Consider the following 15,776-nt stretch of genomic DNA (forward strand, 5'->3'; position numbering starts at 1 on the left):
GCTGCGAGATATGGATACATTCGCAGCCCGCCTGGAAACGCTCGAACACCAGTGGATGCGCGCATGGATGCGCGGCGATCGCAAGCTGATGAAGGAAGTCGCCGCGCGCGACTTCGTGCTGCTGCTGGGCAGCGGCAAGGCGACGATCCTCGACCGCGTCAGCTGGCTGGAAGCGGCAACCACGCGGCTGCATCTCCATTCCTATCGCTTCGGCGACATCTACGTGCGGCGCCATGGCCGGGTGGGCCTGTTCGCCTGCCAGATGGAGATGGAGGCGAGGCTTGGCGACCACGATTGGTCCGGCACGGTATGGGTGACCGACCTGTGGCGCGCATCGCGCCTTCGACAGGGCTGGAAGCTGGTGGAACGGGTCATGTCCCGCCCGGACGGTGACGATGCCCTGCGCGAGGAAATGAAGAAGCTCCAGCTCTGGACCTGACGCGCCGGGTCAGAGCCGCTCGGCATCCACTTCCGCCATCTTGGCCAGGATCTTCTCGATGCAGCTGGCGGACGTGCCCAGCGTGAAATGCGGGGCATCGATCCGCACCGTGTGATCCGCTTCCCCTTCCCCGCCCCGACAGCAATCGGGCGCCACGATCCCGTCCTTGGCCGACCATACGGCGATGGTGGGAACAGGCGGCTTGGCCGATACGGATTCGCTGAAGGGCGGATTGTCCACCGTGTGATCGTTGATCGCCTCGTAGAGCTTCCAGGCACGGTTGGCGTGCCGGTCTCCCGAGAACGGGCTGGCAACGGTCACCACCATGTCGACCATGTGGGCACAGCGGTGCGCCAGCACGCGGGCGTAGAGACCGCCGAGGCTCCACCCGATCAGCACCACCTTGTGGCCCGTCTGCCTTTGCAGTTCGCCGATACGCGCTTCCAGCGACTTCAGCTTTGCCGCGTCCGCACCCAGGTTCAGGCCCTGTTTCCAGCCCTCTGGCAGGAAACCACGCGTCTTCAGCGTGCGCCGCAGCAGCGTGGTGGAGATATCGCCCGTGGTCAGGCCCGGGATGACGAGCGCTGCCCTTCCCCGTCCGAAGTTCGCACCCTTCTTGGGTGGGCGGAGCGGATTGAGCAGGACGCGCGGAATTGCCAGCCCCTCGCGCAAGGTATTGCGCAGCGGAGGCGGTTCTTCGCGCTTGTCCGGCAGCGTCAGTCTCCGGTCAGGATGCGGTCGACAAGCTGCTTCACCGTGGGGGTGAAGTTGTTCGAATAGAACGGGTCTGTCTTGAAGCGGTAGGCCGCATGGCCGGCAAATGCCAGGTTCTGGTCCACGTCGCCGCCGTGGGCGATATCCTGCAGGGTCTTCTGGATGCAGAAGCTGCGCGGATCGGCAAGGCGGCCGGTCGTATAGTCGTCGTGGTCCTTCCAGCTGGAAAAACCGCAGTGCGACAGGCAGCCCATGCAGTCGGCCTGATCCTTGCGGATCTCGGCGCGCTTGTCCGGGGTGACGAAGATCACCGTGTCGTCCGGCGTCTTGAGCGCATCGGTGTGGCCCTCGGCCACCCAGCCCCGCGCCCGTTCCAGGTCCTTCGGCGCGACCCAGAAGTTCTTGCCCTTCACGCCCACGTCCAGCTGCACCGTGTGCTCGCCGGCTTCCACCTTGCTGTAGGGGATCTGACGCTCGGAGCGGTGAATCAGGTCATAGAGGAAATCGTTCTTCACCGCGCTGGAATAGAAGCCGGTGGGGCTGAAGCGGTGCAGCAGCACGTCGCCTTCGTCCAGCGTGCGCAGCATGTCTTTCCAGCCCTGCGGAATGGGGCTTTCCTCGGTCAGCAGCGGACGCGTGCCGAACTGGAAGGCGATCTGCCCCAGCTCGGAATTGTCGATCCAGTTTTCCCACTCGCGCAGGTACCAGACGCCGCCCGCCATCACGATCGGCACGTCTTCCGATACGCCTTCCTTGCGCATGGTGTCGCGCAGGGCGGCGACGCGGGGATAGGGATCCTCGGGCTTGGTCGGGTCCTCGGCGTTGGAGAGGCCGTTGTGACCGCCGGCCAGCCAGGGATCTTCGTAGACCACGGCCGCCATGAGGTCGGAAACCTTGTGATAGCTGCGCTTCCACAACGCGCGGAAAGCGCGGGCGGAGCTGATGATCGGCAGGTAGCTTACGTTGAAGCGGGCCGCGATGTCGGCCAGCTTGTAGGGCATGCCCGCGCCGCAGGTCACGCCGGTGACGAGGCCCTTCGTGCGCTCCAGCACGCCTTCCAGCACCTGCTGGGCGCCGCCCATTTCCCAAAGCACGTTGATGTTGATCGCGCCATTGCCGCCGGCAATGTCGTACGCCTTCTTCACCTGCGCGGTGGCGCCGTCGATGGCGTATTCGATCAGCTGTTCGTGCCGTTCCTTGCGCGTCAGCTGGTCGTAGACCTGGGGAATGATCTTCCCTTCTGCATCGTAGCTGTCGGCGTTCACCGCGCTCACCGTGCCGATGCCGCCCGCGGCGGCCCAGGCGCCGGAACTTGCATGGTTGGTGGCAGATACGCCCTTACCGCCCTCGATCAGCGGCCAAACCTCGCGGCCACCATAGGAAATCGGCTTAAGACCCTTGAAACTCATCATTATCCCCAGAGGTGTCCTCGTCTATCAGAGAGAACTCGGTGGAAGTGTCGCCTGGTTGTAAACAAGGCTCTATATCGCGTGGTTCCGGGCGCTCCCCGACCACTTCGAACTGCGCATAGTAGCCAGCGATCTGCGGCTTGCGCACGAATTCCACGAGCCGATAGCCTACCCGCTCGAATTCGCAAAACAGAAGTTGCGGATTTATGCCGTGCTGGTCCGCCGGTCGATCGACGTCCACCACGATGACCTGCCCGCCCTCGCGCAAGGACGGACGCATCCGCCACAGCAGGGCGTAAGGCTCCGATATCTCATGATACATGTGGACCATGAAGATGCGATCGAAGCTGTCTTCGGGCAGCTTGGGATCGTCCGGCAGGCCAAGGGCGATGGACACGTTGTCGAGCCGCTCGCGCTCCACCCGGTTGCCCAGGCGGCGCAGCACATCCTCGTCGATGTCCTGCGCCAGCACGCGGCCATCCTCGCCCACGCGGGCGGCCAGGCGCACTGTGTAATAGCCCTCGCCCGCGCCGATATCCGCCACGGTCATGCCCTCGGCGATATTGGCCTGGTCCATCACCGTCTGCGCCTCGCGCCGGTCGTCGCGGATCTGCTCGGTGGAGAAGGCATTGCCGCCAAGGTCGGACACGGGCCGATAGGGGCGCGGAAAATCGCGCGAGGTTACGGGGCGCTCTTCCTCGGCCACGTCGCAGGCGACGAGCGACAGGCTGGCGCCGAGCGCGGCCAGGGCAGCTGTGACGACCCTTTGTCTCATAGGCCCGCTCTAGCGGGTGCGTTAACGGTTGGCAAAGCGCGATCCTTGCGGTGCCAGGCCTATTCCACGTCCTCTACGTCCACCGTCTCGCCGGTCACGCGCTGGGCAAGAGCGGCGGCGATGAAATCGTCCAGCTCGCCGTCCAGCACGTCACCCGGAGCCGTGGACGTGGTGCCCGTGCGCAGGTCCTTCACCATCTGGTAGGGCTGCAGCACATAGCTGCGGATCTGGTGGCCCCACCCGATCTCGGTCTTTTCCTGGTATTCGCCGGCAGCCTCCGCCTCGCGCTTCGCCAGTTCAGCCTCGTAAAGCCGCGCCTTCAGCATGTTCATCGCCGTGGCGCGGTTCTTGTGCTGGCTGCGGTCGTTCTGGCTGGCGACCACGATGCCGGTCGGCTTGTGCGTGATGCGAACGGCGGAATCGGTCGTGTTCACGTGCTGTCCGCCCGCGCCCGATGCGCGGTAGGTGTCGATCTTCAGGTCGCCTTCGTTGATCTCGATGTCGATTTCGTCGTCGATCACCGGATAGACCCACACGCTGGAGAAGCTGGTGTGGCGACGTGCAGAACTGTCGTAGGGGCTGATGCGCACCAGGCGGTGAACACCGCTTTCGGTCTTGGCATAGCCATAGGCGTTCTCGCCCTTGATCAGCAGTGTCGCGGACTTGATGCCCGCCTGCTCGCCCGCGGCATATTCCACGGTTTCAACCTTGAATCCGCGCCGTTCGGCCCACCGGGCATACATGCGCATCAGCATTTCCGCCCAGTCCTGGCTTTCGGTGCCGCCGGCACCAGCGTTGACCTGCAGATAGGTGTCGTGGTTGTCGGCCTCTCCCGAGAGCAGCGCATTCACCTTGTCGCGGTCGGCCCTCTGGGCGAGCTTTTCCAGGCTGGCGAGTCCTTCCGCCACGACCTCATCGTCGCCCTCGGCCTCGCCCATTTCGACGAACTCGGTGGCATCCGCCATTTCCTGGCTGATCTCGTTAACCGTTCCGATGGCGTCCTTCAGCTGCTTGTGCTCGCGGCTGATGGCCTGCGCCTGCTTGGGATCGTTCCACAGGTCCGGGTCCTGCACGCGCGCCTCCAGCTCGTCGAGGCGACGCAGCGCGTGTTCCCAGTCCAGCGACTTGCGCACCAGCGCCAGCGCGGCTTCGATGCGATCGATATGGGCCTGCCCTTCGGCACGCATGGCATTGGTCCTTCAAAAGATTGAATGCGCGCGCCTAGCGCAAGCGGGCGCGGCGCGAAAGTGCGCCGATCAGTAAATACCGCCCTGCTCTTCGACGAAGTCCTCGCGTTCACCCGGACGACTGCTCGAGCTGCCGCTGTTCGCCCGGCGGCGCAACTGCGCCAGGATCGTCTCGCGCATCGCATCCACCTCGTCCTGCCGCTGGCTGCGCCGCGGCTCCGTATCGGGGCGGAAAGCCTCCCAGATGACTGCCGAAGTCGGCTCGTCCGTCGGCCAGGCATCGAATACGCGGCGGCCCGTGCGGCGATCCACGCGGACCATGCGCACGCCGCTGGGCGCGATGAACGGTCGCCCGCTCCAGTGATCGCGGGTTTCCTGCACGAACTGCTTGAAGATCGGAGCGGCCGTGTTGCCGCCCTGGATCCACCCGCCCATGTTCTGGGGCTGGTCGAAGCCGAGATAGGTGGCGCCTACGATGTCGGGCGATCCGCCCACGAACCAGGCGTTGGTGGGACCAGAGCTGGTGCCGGTCTTGCCGAACAGCGGCATGTCGAGATCGCGCAGGCGCGTGGCGGTGCCCCGCTGGACGACGCCGGTCAGCATGTTCACCGTCTGGAAGGCGGTGCGCGGGTCCATCACCTGGCGACCTGTCCGGCCGAAGCGCGGCATCGGGCCGCCATCCCATTCGTCCATGTTGCAGCCGGTGCATTCGCGGTTGTCGGCGCGCCAGATCACCTTGCCGTCGCGGTCCTGCACGTAGTCGATCACCGTCGGATCGTTCAGGCGACCGTGGTTCACCAGCATGGCATAGGCGGCGGCCATCTTCTCGACCGTGGTGTCACCGGCACCCAGGGCAAAGGCAGGATAGGGTTCGAGTTCGCCTTCCTCGGCAATGCCCACGCGCTCGAACGTGTCGATCACGTTCTCCATCCCCGAATCCATGGCGATGTGCACCGTCATCAGGTTCTTCGACTGCTCCAGCCCGTAACGCATGGGGTATTCGCCCCCGCCGCGGCTGCCGCCGAAGTTGGTGAAGCACTTCTCGCCCAGGTTGGCGCCCTGGTAATAGCAATACTGCGCATCGGGGATCATCGAGGCGGGCGTCATGCCGTTGTCCAGCCCGGTGGCGTAGACGAAGGGCTTGATGGTGGAGCCGGGCTGGCGGTTGGCCTGCGTGGCGCGGTTGAAACTGCCAAGGCGCGAATCGAACCCGCCCTGCATGGCCAGCACCCGTCCGCTGTCCGGCGCGATGGCCAGGAAGCCGCCCGAGACGGAAGGAATGGCTTCCAGGCGCCAGTTGCTGCCGCTGGGCGACGCAGCCACGACATCGCCCACCTTCACTTCGCTGGCGACGTTGGACAGCGGCGCCTCCACGCCATCGGAAAAGCCGATGGTAGCAGAATCGCCGCTTCGGGCGGTGACCACGCCCACGCGCCAGTTCTTGTAGCTGATCGAGAGGTAGGAGCTGCGCAGCTGCTCCGTCAGGTCGCCGTTATCGGGATTGATCGTGGCGATCGGTCCGGTCCAGCCGCGATTGCCGTGATAGCGCAGCATGGCATCGCGCAGCGAGTTGCGCGCGGCGTCCTGCAGTTCGGTGTCGAGCGAGGTGCGTACCCAAAGGCCGCCGGCATAGACGCTGTTGCGCCCGTCTTCCGCTTCTTCGCCGAAAAGTTCGATCAGTTCGCGGCGAACTTCCTCGAGGAAGTAGCCTGCATCGGCGGAGCGTTCAGTGCGCTGGCCTTCGTTGATGCCCAATGGCTGGGCCTGCGCCGCCCGCATTTCCTGCGCGGTGATGAAGCCGTTGTCTTCCATCTGGGCGAGCACCCAGTTGCGGCGTTCGCGCGCGGTGTCGTAATTCGCCTCGCGGCTGTAGACCTCGGGCGCGCGGGGCAGGATCGCCAGATAGGCCATCTCGTGCAGTTCGAGTTCGTCCACGTCCTTGTCGAAATAGGCGCGCGCGGCCGCCTGCACGCCGTAGCTGCGCCGACCCAGCGGGATTTCGTTCAGGTAAAGGGTGATGATCTCCTGCTTGGAGAGAACATCCTCGATACGCGTGGCAAGGATCATTTCGCGCAGCTTGCGCGTCACCGAGTACTCGTTGCCCACCAGGATGTTCTTAGCCACCTGCTGGGTGATGGTGGAGCCGCCAACGGCCCGCTCGCCCGAGCCCATTTTCGAGATGTAGTCGACCACGGCATTGAAGAAGCCGCCCGCGTCGATGCCGCCGTGCCGCCAGAAGGTCTCGTCCTCGGCTGAGATGTAGGCGTTCATCAGCTGCTCGGGCAGGTCGCGGTATTGCAGTTCGACGCGCCGTTCGCGTTCGTAACGGTGGACGATCTCGCCATCGATGCCGCGCACGACGCTTGGCAGGTTCGGCTCGTAATCCAGCAGCGAATCCGCGTCCGGCAGGTCGCGCGCCAGCCAGGCCCACCCGGCCAGCCAGACGACGAGCGCGGCAAGCAGCAGGTAGCCGCCGATGCGGAACAGACGATTGCCCTGCCATGCGGACCGCAGTGGCGTGCCGACGTAGCGGGTGAATGCGCGGAAGCGGCTCCAGCCGCTGCCAATGGAGGATGTGAAGGCGTTTGTCATAAGGCAGGAAGGCACTCTACATGCCATCCGATCATGGCGCCAGAATGAATAGACATCAGGTTTCGACCCTTTCCCGGGCGAAATAGATGCGAATTGCGCGGGTCAGGACGTCCGCGAAGCGCTCCTGCCCCTCTTCGGAGGCCAGCCTTTCCGCTTCCTCGGGGTTGGTGACGAAACCCGATTCGAACAGCACGCCCGGCACGTCGGGCGCGCGCAGCACGGCCAGCGCGGCGGAGCGGCGCGCCTGCGGGTGGAATTCGAGCGTGCCCTGCCCTTCCCGCTCGATCAGTTCGGCAAAGGCGGCGGACTGCTCCGACGTGCGGCGCTGCGACAGTTCCACCAGGATGGCGTTCACTTCCTCGTCCTGTCCCGAGAGGTCCACACCGTTGATGATGTCGGCCTCGTTCTCGCGCTCGGCGAACCGCGCGGCGGCTTCGGAGGAGGCGGTTTCGGACAGGGTATAGATGGTGGCACCGGCCACCCCCTCGCTGTCCCCGGCGGAATCGGCGTGGATGGAGAGGAACAGGTCAGCCCCCAGCGCGCGGGCGATCTCGGCGCGTTCCTCCAGCACGATGAAGCGATCGTCCTCGCGCGTCATCGCCACGCGAATGCCGCCCTCTTCCAGCAGCCGGTCGCGCAGCGCCTGCGCCAGTCCCAGCACGATGGTCTTCTCGAGATAGCCTTCGCCCACGGCCCCCAGGTCGAAACCGCCGTGGCCGGCGTCGATCAGCACTAGCGGGCGCGACGGGTCGGAAGGGCCGGCGATTTCGGGAAGACCGATCGTCTGCGCGCCGTCGGGCAGGTCCACCCGCACCACGTAGTCGCGGCCCAGCACGGGCACCGGTATGGCCGAACCCAGGGCATAGAGCGCGACCACGACCAGCACCGGGAAGGCGAGCAGCAGGCCGATCTGCAGGCGATGCGACATGCGAGGTCCTATGCGTCCTGTCTGGCGCGCCGCTTGCTGGCGCAGGAATGTTCATGCTTACCACAAGGGAAATTTGCGTGAATGCGCAACAAGGTTGCCGTGGCTTTCCCCGGCTGCTAGCTAAAGGTGGCCGGAGCGATATTGCTTACCGGCATCCCGGAAAGGCCCGATCGGCTGTATCCGGCAATGCTTACAGGTTGATGCCCCGATGCAGAGTTATTGCCAGCAAGTCACGATGCGTTCGAAAGGGCGCATGTTGGCTGCAAGGCTCCCAGCGCAGATGCAAACCCTGCGCCTTTGCAACGCGGCAGACACGTTTCGCACATCCATCCCCCAACCGGTCGACGGCTGGCGCGATGGGGTGATGATCTTCAAATCCCGCGCGAATGGCGGGACCCACACATATCGGCAATCGCTTCCTACCGGACCGGCGCGCAAGCGCCCGCCCGGCCCGCAGGCGTTTGCCCGGAGAATAATCAATGGCAACGCGCATGCTTATCGATGCGCGCCACCCGGAAGAAACACGGGTGGCGGTGCTCAAGGGAAACCGGATTGAGGAGTTCGACTTTGAATCTGCCGAACACAAGCAGATCAAGGGCAATATCTATCTAGCGAAAGTCACCAGGGTCGAACCGTCGCTGCAGGCGGCGTTCGTCGATTTCGGCGGCAATCGCCACGGCTTCCTCGCTTTCAGCGAAATCCATCCCGACTACTACCAGATCCCCGCAGCGGATCGCGAAGCCCTGCTGGCCGAGGAACAGGCCGCAGCGGAAGAAGAAGCGAAGCTGCGCGCCGAGGAAGACGACGATGGCGCGCCCATCGACGAAGACGGCGAGGATGAAGACGAGGACGAAGCCGGCGTCGAGGAAATCGACACCAGCGAGAAGGACGACGTCTCCACGATCGAAGACGGTCACGTCGAGAACGGCGAGGACGCAGCCGACGACGACGATGGAGAAGACGAGGAGTCCGACGAGGACGACAGCGACAACGGCGGCAACAACCGCGGTCAGCGTCGCGGCCGGGGTCGTGGCAAGGGCCGTCGCCCGCAGGGGCGCCGTTCGGGCGGCAGCCGCGCCAAGGAAATCGACGAAGCGCGCGCCAAGCGCCAGGCGCTGCGTCGCCGCTACAAGATCCAGGACGTCATCCAGCGCCGCCAGGTGCTGCTGGTGCAGGTCGCCAAGGAAGAACGCGGCAACAAGGGCGCGGCCCTGACCACCTATCTGTCGCTGGCGGGCCGTTATTGTGTGCTGATGCCCAATTCCAGCCACGGCGGCGGTATTTCCCGCAAGATCTCGAACGGTTCGGATCGCAAGCGGCTGAAAAGCATCGTGTCCGACCTCAGCCTGCCCAAATCCATGGGCCTGATCGTGCGCACGGCCGGCCTCTCGCGCACCAAGCCCGAGATCAAGCGCGACTTCGACTACCTCGCCCGCTTGTGGGACGAGATACGCGAACGCACGCTGAGCTCCAGCGCGCCGAGCGTGATCCATTCGGATTCCGACCTGATCAAGCGCGCCATCCGCGACATCTACAACCGCGAGATCGAGGAAGTGATCGTGGAAGGCGAAGCGGGTTACAAGGCCGCCAAGTCGTTCATGAAGCTGCTGATGCCCAGCCACGCGCGCCGGGTTAAGAGCTACAACGATCCCGTCCCGCTGTTCCAGCGATACGGTGCGGAAGACCAGCTTTCGGCGATGTACGATCCCATGGTGCAGCTGAAATCCGGCGGCTACCTGATCATCAACCCGACCGAGGCGCTGGTGTCGATCGACATAAACTCCGGCCGTTCCACCAAGGAACATGGGATCGAGCAGACCGCCCTGCACACCAACCTGGAAGCGGCGAAGGAAATCGCCCGCCAGCTGCGCCTGCGCGACATGGCAGGCCTGGTGGTGATCGACTTCATCGACATGGAACGCACCGGCAACGTGCGGAAGGTCGAACGGTGCATGAAGGATGCGCTGAAGAACGACCGCGCCCGGATCCAGGTCGGCCGCATTTCCGGTTTCGGCCTGATGGAAATGAGCCGCCAGCGCCTGCGCACCGGCGTGCTCGAAGCGACCACGCGCGAATGTCCGCACTGCGATGGCACCGGCCTTGTCCGCACGGCCTCTTCCGCCGGCCTCTCGGCCCTGCGTCTGATCGAGGACGAGGCGGCCAAGGGCAAGGGCACGGTCATCACCCTGTTCGCCTCTACCGAGGCGGCGGTGTACCTGCTCAACGCCAAGCGCGGCGACCTTGCCGAGATCGAGCAGCGGTATGGCGTGACGGTCGAAGTGAAGCCCGAGGGCGAGAACGAGGGCGCGAAGATGCGCGTCTCGTCGTCCGGACCCAAGCCGTCGCAGGCGCCCAAGTTCGAACCGATCGTCGACGATGACGACGACGATTACGTCGGCGAGGACGAAGACGAGAGCGATACCGAGACCGACAGCGACGATTCCTACGACGAGGACGATGACGGCAACGGCGGGCAGAAGAACAAGCGCCGCCGCCGTCGGCGCGGTGGTCGCGGCCGCAACAAGAACCGTCAGCAGGACGACGATACGTCGGACGACAACGATAACGACAACGAAGCCGACGATGACGAAGACAGCCGCGACGAAGGCAAGGGTTCGTCGGACGACTCCGACAGCGATGAAGGCGGCAACAAGCCGCGTCGCCGTCGCGGACGCCGCGGCGGCCGTGGACGCAACCGCAAGCGGCAGGATGGCGACAACGGTGCCTCCGGCAAGGAATCCGATAACGACTCCGATGGCGACCAGAGCGGTCCCGACAGCGGTCAGCGCGACGAGGTAGAGGCCAAGGCCGAGCAGGAGAGCGATGCTGCTCCTGCAGGGGAAGACACCCCGGCCGAGAAGCCGAAGCCGAAGCGCACCCGTGCGAAGAAAGCTCCTGCCAAGACCGAGGACGCTTCCGGAGCCGAGACCGAGAGCGAGGAAAAGCCGAAGCCCAAGCGCACGCGTCGCAAGAAGGCCGAAACTACGGAGCCGAGCGGCGAGGACGACGCCAAGGCGGAAGAAAAGCCGAAGCCGAAGCGCGCACCTCGCAAGAAGGCTGCCGCTGCAACCGACGACAAGGCGGAAAAGCCTGCCGACGCGAAGGCCAAGGCCAACCTCGACGGCGGTGACAAGCCGGTGATCTCGGAAGTCATCACCGGCGATGACACCCCGCTGAAGAAGGACAGCGAGGCCTCTTCGGACAACGGCGATGACGGCGTCAACGAAGACGGCTCGCCCCGTCGCGGATGGTGGCAACGCACGTTCGGTAACTGACAGCCCGAAAGAGGAGGAGAGTGGTCATGGACCCGCTTCCAGTAACCGTCATCGTCCTGGCGGCGCAGCGCACCGGCGTGGTCAATCCCCTCGCCGCGCGCGCGGGGGTCAGCCACAAGTGCCTGGCGCCGATCTGCGGCCGCCCGCTTATAGCGCACGTGATGGAAGCCCTGACCACGCTGCCCGCGATCCGCGAGATCCGGGTCGTGCTGGAAAAGGACGGACAGGCCGAAGTGGACGCGGTCCTCGAACCGTTCCGCGAGCGCGGCACCCCGATCACCATCCACGACAGCGATCCCAACATCGTCGAAAGCGTGCTTGCGGCGACCAGGGGCGAGGACGGACCCTTCGTGGTGACCACCGGCGACAACGTGCTGCTGACGCACGATGGCTTCGAGCAGTTGCGCAGTGCAATGCGCGATGCCGACGGCGTGATCGGGGTCACCACCAAGGAACGAGTCCACGCGGTGCACGAGCGCGGGCAGCGGGGCTTCTACGAATTCAAGGAAGCGGGCTATGCCAACTGCAACCTCTACGGGCTGTCCAATCGCAAGGGCTTGAAGGCCGCGGAGATATTCCGTGAAGGCGGTCAGTTCCAGGCCAACAGGGGTCGCATGGTGCGGGCCTTCGGCCTGCTCAATATCCTGATGATGCGCTTTGGCCTCACCACCTTTGCGGATGGCCTGACCCGCGTCGGCAAGCGGTTCGATGCGAAGCTGAAGCCGGTCGTGTTCGAGGACGGCGCTCTCGCCATCGATGTCGACAACGAACGGACCTACGCCATCTGCGAGTGGGTGCTGGGCCAGCGGCTGGGAATGGACATTCCCAAGCCCGAGATCGAGTCCTGGAGCTAGCGCTCAGGCCCCCGCCCGGCGCGCCACGCCCCATTCCATCCAGCCCGCCCATCGCGGTGCCTTTTCGAAATATCTCTGGCCGATCGGTTCGATTTCGTACCCCGCCCGGCGGATCGACGGGCCGATCTCCCGGGTCAGGTGGCAGTTGCCCGCCAGGCGTTTCCACACCGGCTCTATCCGCCGTTGCCACCTGGCAGGACCGGCATCGGGAGCTTTCCCGTGCTCAAGGAACAGCAGGCGACCGCCCGGTTTGAGCACCCTGCGCATTTCAGCCAGCACGCGGACCGGATCATCGACCGAGCAAAGGGTGTAGGTGCACACGACCGTATCGAAGGCCCCGTCGTGAAAGGGAATATCCTCCCCCTTCCCCTCGCGAATATCCGCGTCCCAGCCCTTCTCCCGCGCACGTTTCTGCGCCGCTTCGAGCAGGCTGGCGTTGGGGTCGATCCCTGAAAAGCTGGTGACGGCCTGCGGGTCGTAATGGTTCTGGTTGAAGCCGCCCCCGCAGCCGAGTTCGAAGACCGCGCCCTTCGCCAGTGGCACGACCTCGGCCCGCAGCTCGTCCACGTCCTGCGATCCACAGCCCAGGGAAACCACCTTGGGCAGCACGGTCGCGTCATACCACTCACCTAGGCCCATTTGTCATTCCCCGGCGCAGGACGGCGATTGTTTCACGATTCACCGAATTTGCAATGGCTGAAGCAACTGTGATTGCGCGGCCCGGAATTTGTCCGTAACGGCGCGGCGATGCTGCTGCCAACGAGGGCGACTCCATGAACAAGACGATTACCCCCCTACGCATTCCCGAAGACGCGAAGGAGCGGGTGCGGATGCTGTTCATGGCGAAGCACGCCCTTTGGGGCGGCGGGATGCACCCGGAAGACGGCAACCACGCCATCTACCACCACGAGGTGCGCACCACGCTGGAAGGGCTCGGCCTCAACCTCGCGTTCGCCAACAGCTACGATGTCCTGTTCGAGCGGCCCGATGTCGATTTCGTCTTTCCGCTGCTGAACCGCGGCGGCTTCGTGAATTCGGAGATGCTCATCCCCACGCTGTGCAACATGCACCGCATCCCCTACGTCGGCGCCATGCCGTTCCTGCGCGGGCTGGGAGACGACAAGTCCGTGTCCAAGCTAGTCTGCACCCATGCCGGAGTGCCTACCGCGCCGTGGTTCTGCTATCGCCGCGGAGCGCCGGTGCTGGAAAAGAACCTGCCCCCTTCCGAAGCGGGTCGCTGGGTCATCAAGCCGAACGCATCGTCGGCCAGCTGGGGCATTTCCGACGCGCATGACTGGAACGGCGTGACCAACGCCATCGCCGACATCCACGGCCAGGGCCACGACGCGATCGTGGAGCCCTATCTCGACGGTTACGATGTGCAGGTCGCCTTCATCACCATCGACAGCGAGCCCGTGCAACTGCCCATGCTGTGGTACGAGCGCGAGGATACCCAGCGGCTGTGGACCTACTACGAGAAGCGCGACCTCGTGCAGAATACCGAGAAGGCCGCGCTCAAGCGCTTCGACCATCCGGAGCTCGAGCCACGGGTCGCCGAATACGCCAAGAAGGTGGCGCAGGAATTCGTGCCGTTCGATTACGGCCGTATCGAATTCCGCGTCGACCTCAAGACGGGCGACCTGAATTTCATCGAGATCAACCTCAACTGCAACCTGTGGAGCGAAAAGGTGATGGCCAAGGCCGCGGCACAGGTAGGCTTCAGCCACTCTGACCTGCTGGAAACGATCCTGGCGGAATCGTGGCGGCGCAATGCGCTGATTTCCTGACCCTTTCAGGTCACAACTGCCCCATTCTGGCCCAATTCCGCCCCCGGAAAAGAAAAAATTGTCGCAAAACGACAAGCAACAACATTTAACATAGTCTTTCCGCTTGTGCCTTTGGTCTCTCTGGTTACCAATAGGTAAATCGTCGCCGTATTTACGGCTCCGGTTATCAGGAAGGGACTGAATTCAATGGGACGTAGGAATTTGGGGGATCGCGGGGTCCTCACGATGGAAGATATCGCGCTGGACGATCACGATTACGGCTGGTCGGACGAATCCGATCGCGATCATGACAAGGTGTTCAACCGGAACGACTTCAACCTCGATGACTACGCCGGCCTGGGCTTCACGTTCGGTGGCAAGACGATTGCCGATCTCGATCAGGTGGTGACGCAGATCGATTCCGGCAACGCGATCAACACTTCGGGTGGCAAGATCACATACACCTTCCTCAAGGAAGGGCAGGACCTGATCGGCCTCTACAACAACCCCGATTACGGCTTCACCGCGGGTGAAGGTCTTGCGGCGTTCACCGACGCGCAGATCGCCGAAGCGCGCGATTCCATCGCGCTGTGGGACGATCTCGTCGCCCCCGAATTCGTCGAGAAGAACGGTCGCGGCGCGGATATCCAGTTCGCCAACTCCACCGATCCCGCACAGGCCTACGCCTATTACCCGGAGTACTATCCCGGTAACAAGAACGGCTTCACCAAGGCGCAGGGATACAAGTTCTTCGGTGACGTGTTCGTGGCCGATCCCTCGGTCAACGGCTCCAACGCCTGGCTGGACTTCAACGGCTATGGCGCCACCACGCTGATTCACGAGCTGGGTCACGCCATCGGCCTCAGCCACCCCGGTGCCTATAACGGCGCGGGCGCGACGACCTACGCCAACCAGGCCGAATATGCCCAGGATACCGAACAGTACACGATCATGTCGTACTGGGCGCCCAACATTACCGGCGCCAATATCCTCAACTGGGACCTGCTGTTCTTCGGCAACGCCCAGACCCCGATGCTGCACGATGTCTACGTCATCCAGCAGAAGTACGGTGCCGACCCGACGACGCGCGTGGGCGATACCGTGTACGGCTATAACTCGACCGCCGATCGCGACGTGTTCGATTTCTCGTCCAACAGCTTCCCCAACGTCACCATCTACGATGCTGGCGGCGAGGATACGCTGGACTTCTCCGGCTTCTTCGGCGGCACGGTGATCAACCTGAACGACGGCCAGTTCTCGTCGGGCGCCGAAGCCCCGCCCACGGCAGCGGAAGTCAACCAGAACCGTCTCGACCTATTCGAGGAAACCGGCGTGTTCGCTCCGGCGACCGTGACCGATGCCAGCCTCGCGAACACCCTCGCCTCGTACCAGAACAACTCGGCTTCGAAGATCGCTGGCGATTTTGGCTGGGGCGGCGTGCGGGCGACCGCGTATGATAACATCTCCATCGCCTATGGCACCGAGATCGAGAATGCGGTCGGCTCCGACTATCGCGACATCATCGTGACCAACGAGCTCGACAACACGCTGACCGGCGGCGCCGGTTCGGACGTGTTCGTGATCCAGGACGGTGGCAACTACCTGATCGAAAGCTTCGAGAACGGTGGCACCGACACGATCACTGATTTCGAGGCCGGCGTCGATATTCTCGACCTGTCGTGGCTCGGCCTCGACGGCGATTCGATCCAGACCGAAGACGGCAATGCGCTTCTCATCGACATCGACGGAGACGGCTCGATCGACCAGACCGTGATCTTCGAGAATCTCGACTACGTGCCCCAGGCCGATATCTTCGCCTGATCCGCCGCATATCGAG

The 15,776-nt window shown here is 64.1% G+C and carries 12 protein-coding genes; 5 read left to right on the forward strand and 7 right to left on the reverse strand.

The genetic code is table 11. The annotated features are described in order from the left end of the window. Positions 1–10 precede the first annotated feature (10 nt). The gene (locus AAA989_RS15510) at positions 11–439 is read left to right on the forward strand and encodes a nuclear transport factor 2 family protein (RefSeq protein WP_338245140.1); all 429 of its coding nucleotides are present in this window, start codon (positions 11–13) and stop codon (positions 437–439) included. Positions 440–448: 9 nt separating this feature from the next. On the opposite strand, the gene AAA989_RS15515 is transcribed toward AAA989_RS15510, so the two are convergent. The 6 genes from AAA989_RS15515 to AAA989_RS15540 form a co-directional block, all read right to left on the reverse strand. After that, complete coding sequence (locus AAA989_RS15515) at positions 449–1,111, reverse strand: PGAP1-like alpha/beta domain-containing protein (RefSeq protein WP_338245142.1); 663 nt, start codon at positions 1,109–1,111, stop codon at positions 449–451. 44 nt (positions 1,112–1,155) lie between these two features. Next, positions 1,156–2,562, reverse strand: a complete 1,407-nt coding sequence (locus AAA989_RS15520) for an NAD(P)H-dependent flavin oxidoreductase (protein WP_338245574.1) — start codon at positions 2,560–2,562, stop codon at positions 1,156–1,158. Continuing rightward, positions 2,543–3,337, reverse strand: coding sequence for a class I SAM-dependent methyltransferase (locus tag AAA989_RS15525; protein ID WP_338245144.1), 795 nt, complete (start codon positions 3,335–3,337; stop codon positions 2,543–2,545). The genes AAA989_RS15520 and AAA989_RS15525 overlap by 20 nt, the downstream gene beginning before the upstream one ends. Before the next feature lie 59 nt (positions 3,338–3,396). Then, positions 3,397–4,524 (reverse strand): peptide chain release factor 2, encoded by a 1,128-nt coding sequence (prfB, locus tag AAA989_RS15530; RefSeq protein WP_338245146.1) that lies wholly within the window; start codon positions 4,522–4,524, stop codon positions 3,397–3,399. Between the two features lie 69 nt (positions 4,525–4,593). Next, positions 4,594–7,116 (reverse strand): penicillin-binding protein 1A, encoded by a 2,523-nt coding sequence (locus AAA989_RS15535; protein ID WP_338245148.1) that lies wholly within the window; start codon positions 7,114–7,116, stop codon positions 4,594–4,596. Between the two features lie 55 nt (positions 7,117–7,171). After that, complete coding sequence (locus AAA989_RS15540) at positions 7,172–8,044, reverse strand: N-acetylmuramoyl-L-alanine amidase family protein (RefSeq protein ID WP_338245149.1); 873 nt, start codon at positions 8,042–8,044, stop codon at positions 7,172–7,174. Positions 8,045–8,523: 479 nt separating this feature from the next. Between AAA989_RS15540 and AAA989_RS15545 the strand changes: the two genes are divergently transcribed. After that, positions 8,524–11,319, forward strand: coding sequence for an Rne/Rng family ribonuclease (locus AAA989_RS15545; protein ID WP_338245151.1), 2,796 nt, complete (start codon positions 8,524–8,526; stop codon positions 11,317–11,319). A 26-nt stretch (positions 11,320–11,345) separates the two neighbouring features. Continuing rightward, a complete protein-coding gene (locus AAA989_RS15550) occupies positions 11,346–12,173 on the forward strand; it encodes an NTP transferase domain-containing protein (protein ID WP_338245152.1) in 828 nt (275 codons plus the stop codon). Positions 12,174–12,176: 3 nt separating this feature from the next. Here the strand turns inward: AAA989_RS15550 and AAA989_RS15555 are convergent, their stop codons facing one another. Continuing rightward, positions 12,177–12,812, reverse strand: coding sequence for a class I SAM-dependent methyltransferase (locus AAA989_RS15555; protein ID WP_338245153.1), 636 nt, complete (start codon positions 12,810–12,812; stop codon positions 12,177–12,179). 134 nt (positions 12,813–12,946) lie between these two features. Here AAA989_RS15555 and AAA989_RS15560 point away from each other — a divergent pair, with 134 nt between their 5' ends. Continuing rightward, positions 12,947–13,960, forward strand: a complete 1,014-nt coding sequence (locus tag AAA989_RS15560) for a D-alanine--D-alanine ligase family protein (protein ID WP_338245155.1) — start codon at positions 12,947–12,949, stop codon at positions 13,958–13,960. Between the two features lie 186 nt (positions 13,961–14,146). After that, positions 14,147–15,760, forward strand: a complete 1,614-nt coding sequence (locus AAA989_RS15565; RefSeq protein WP_338245156.1) for a M10 family metallopeptidase C-terminal domain-containing protein — start codon at positions 14,147–14,149, stop codon at positions 15,758–15,760. Positions 15,761–15,776: the final 16 nt, after the last annotated feature.

This window comes from Aurantiacibacter hainanensis (assembly GCF_036321025.1).
Taxonomy (GTDB): domain Bacteria; phylum Pseudomonadota; class Alphaproteobacteria; order Sphingomonadales; family Sphingomonadaceae; genus Alteraurantiacibacter; species Alteraurantiacibacter hainanensis.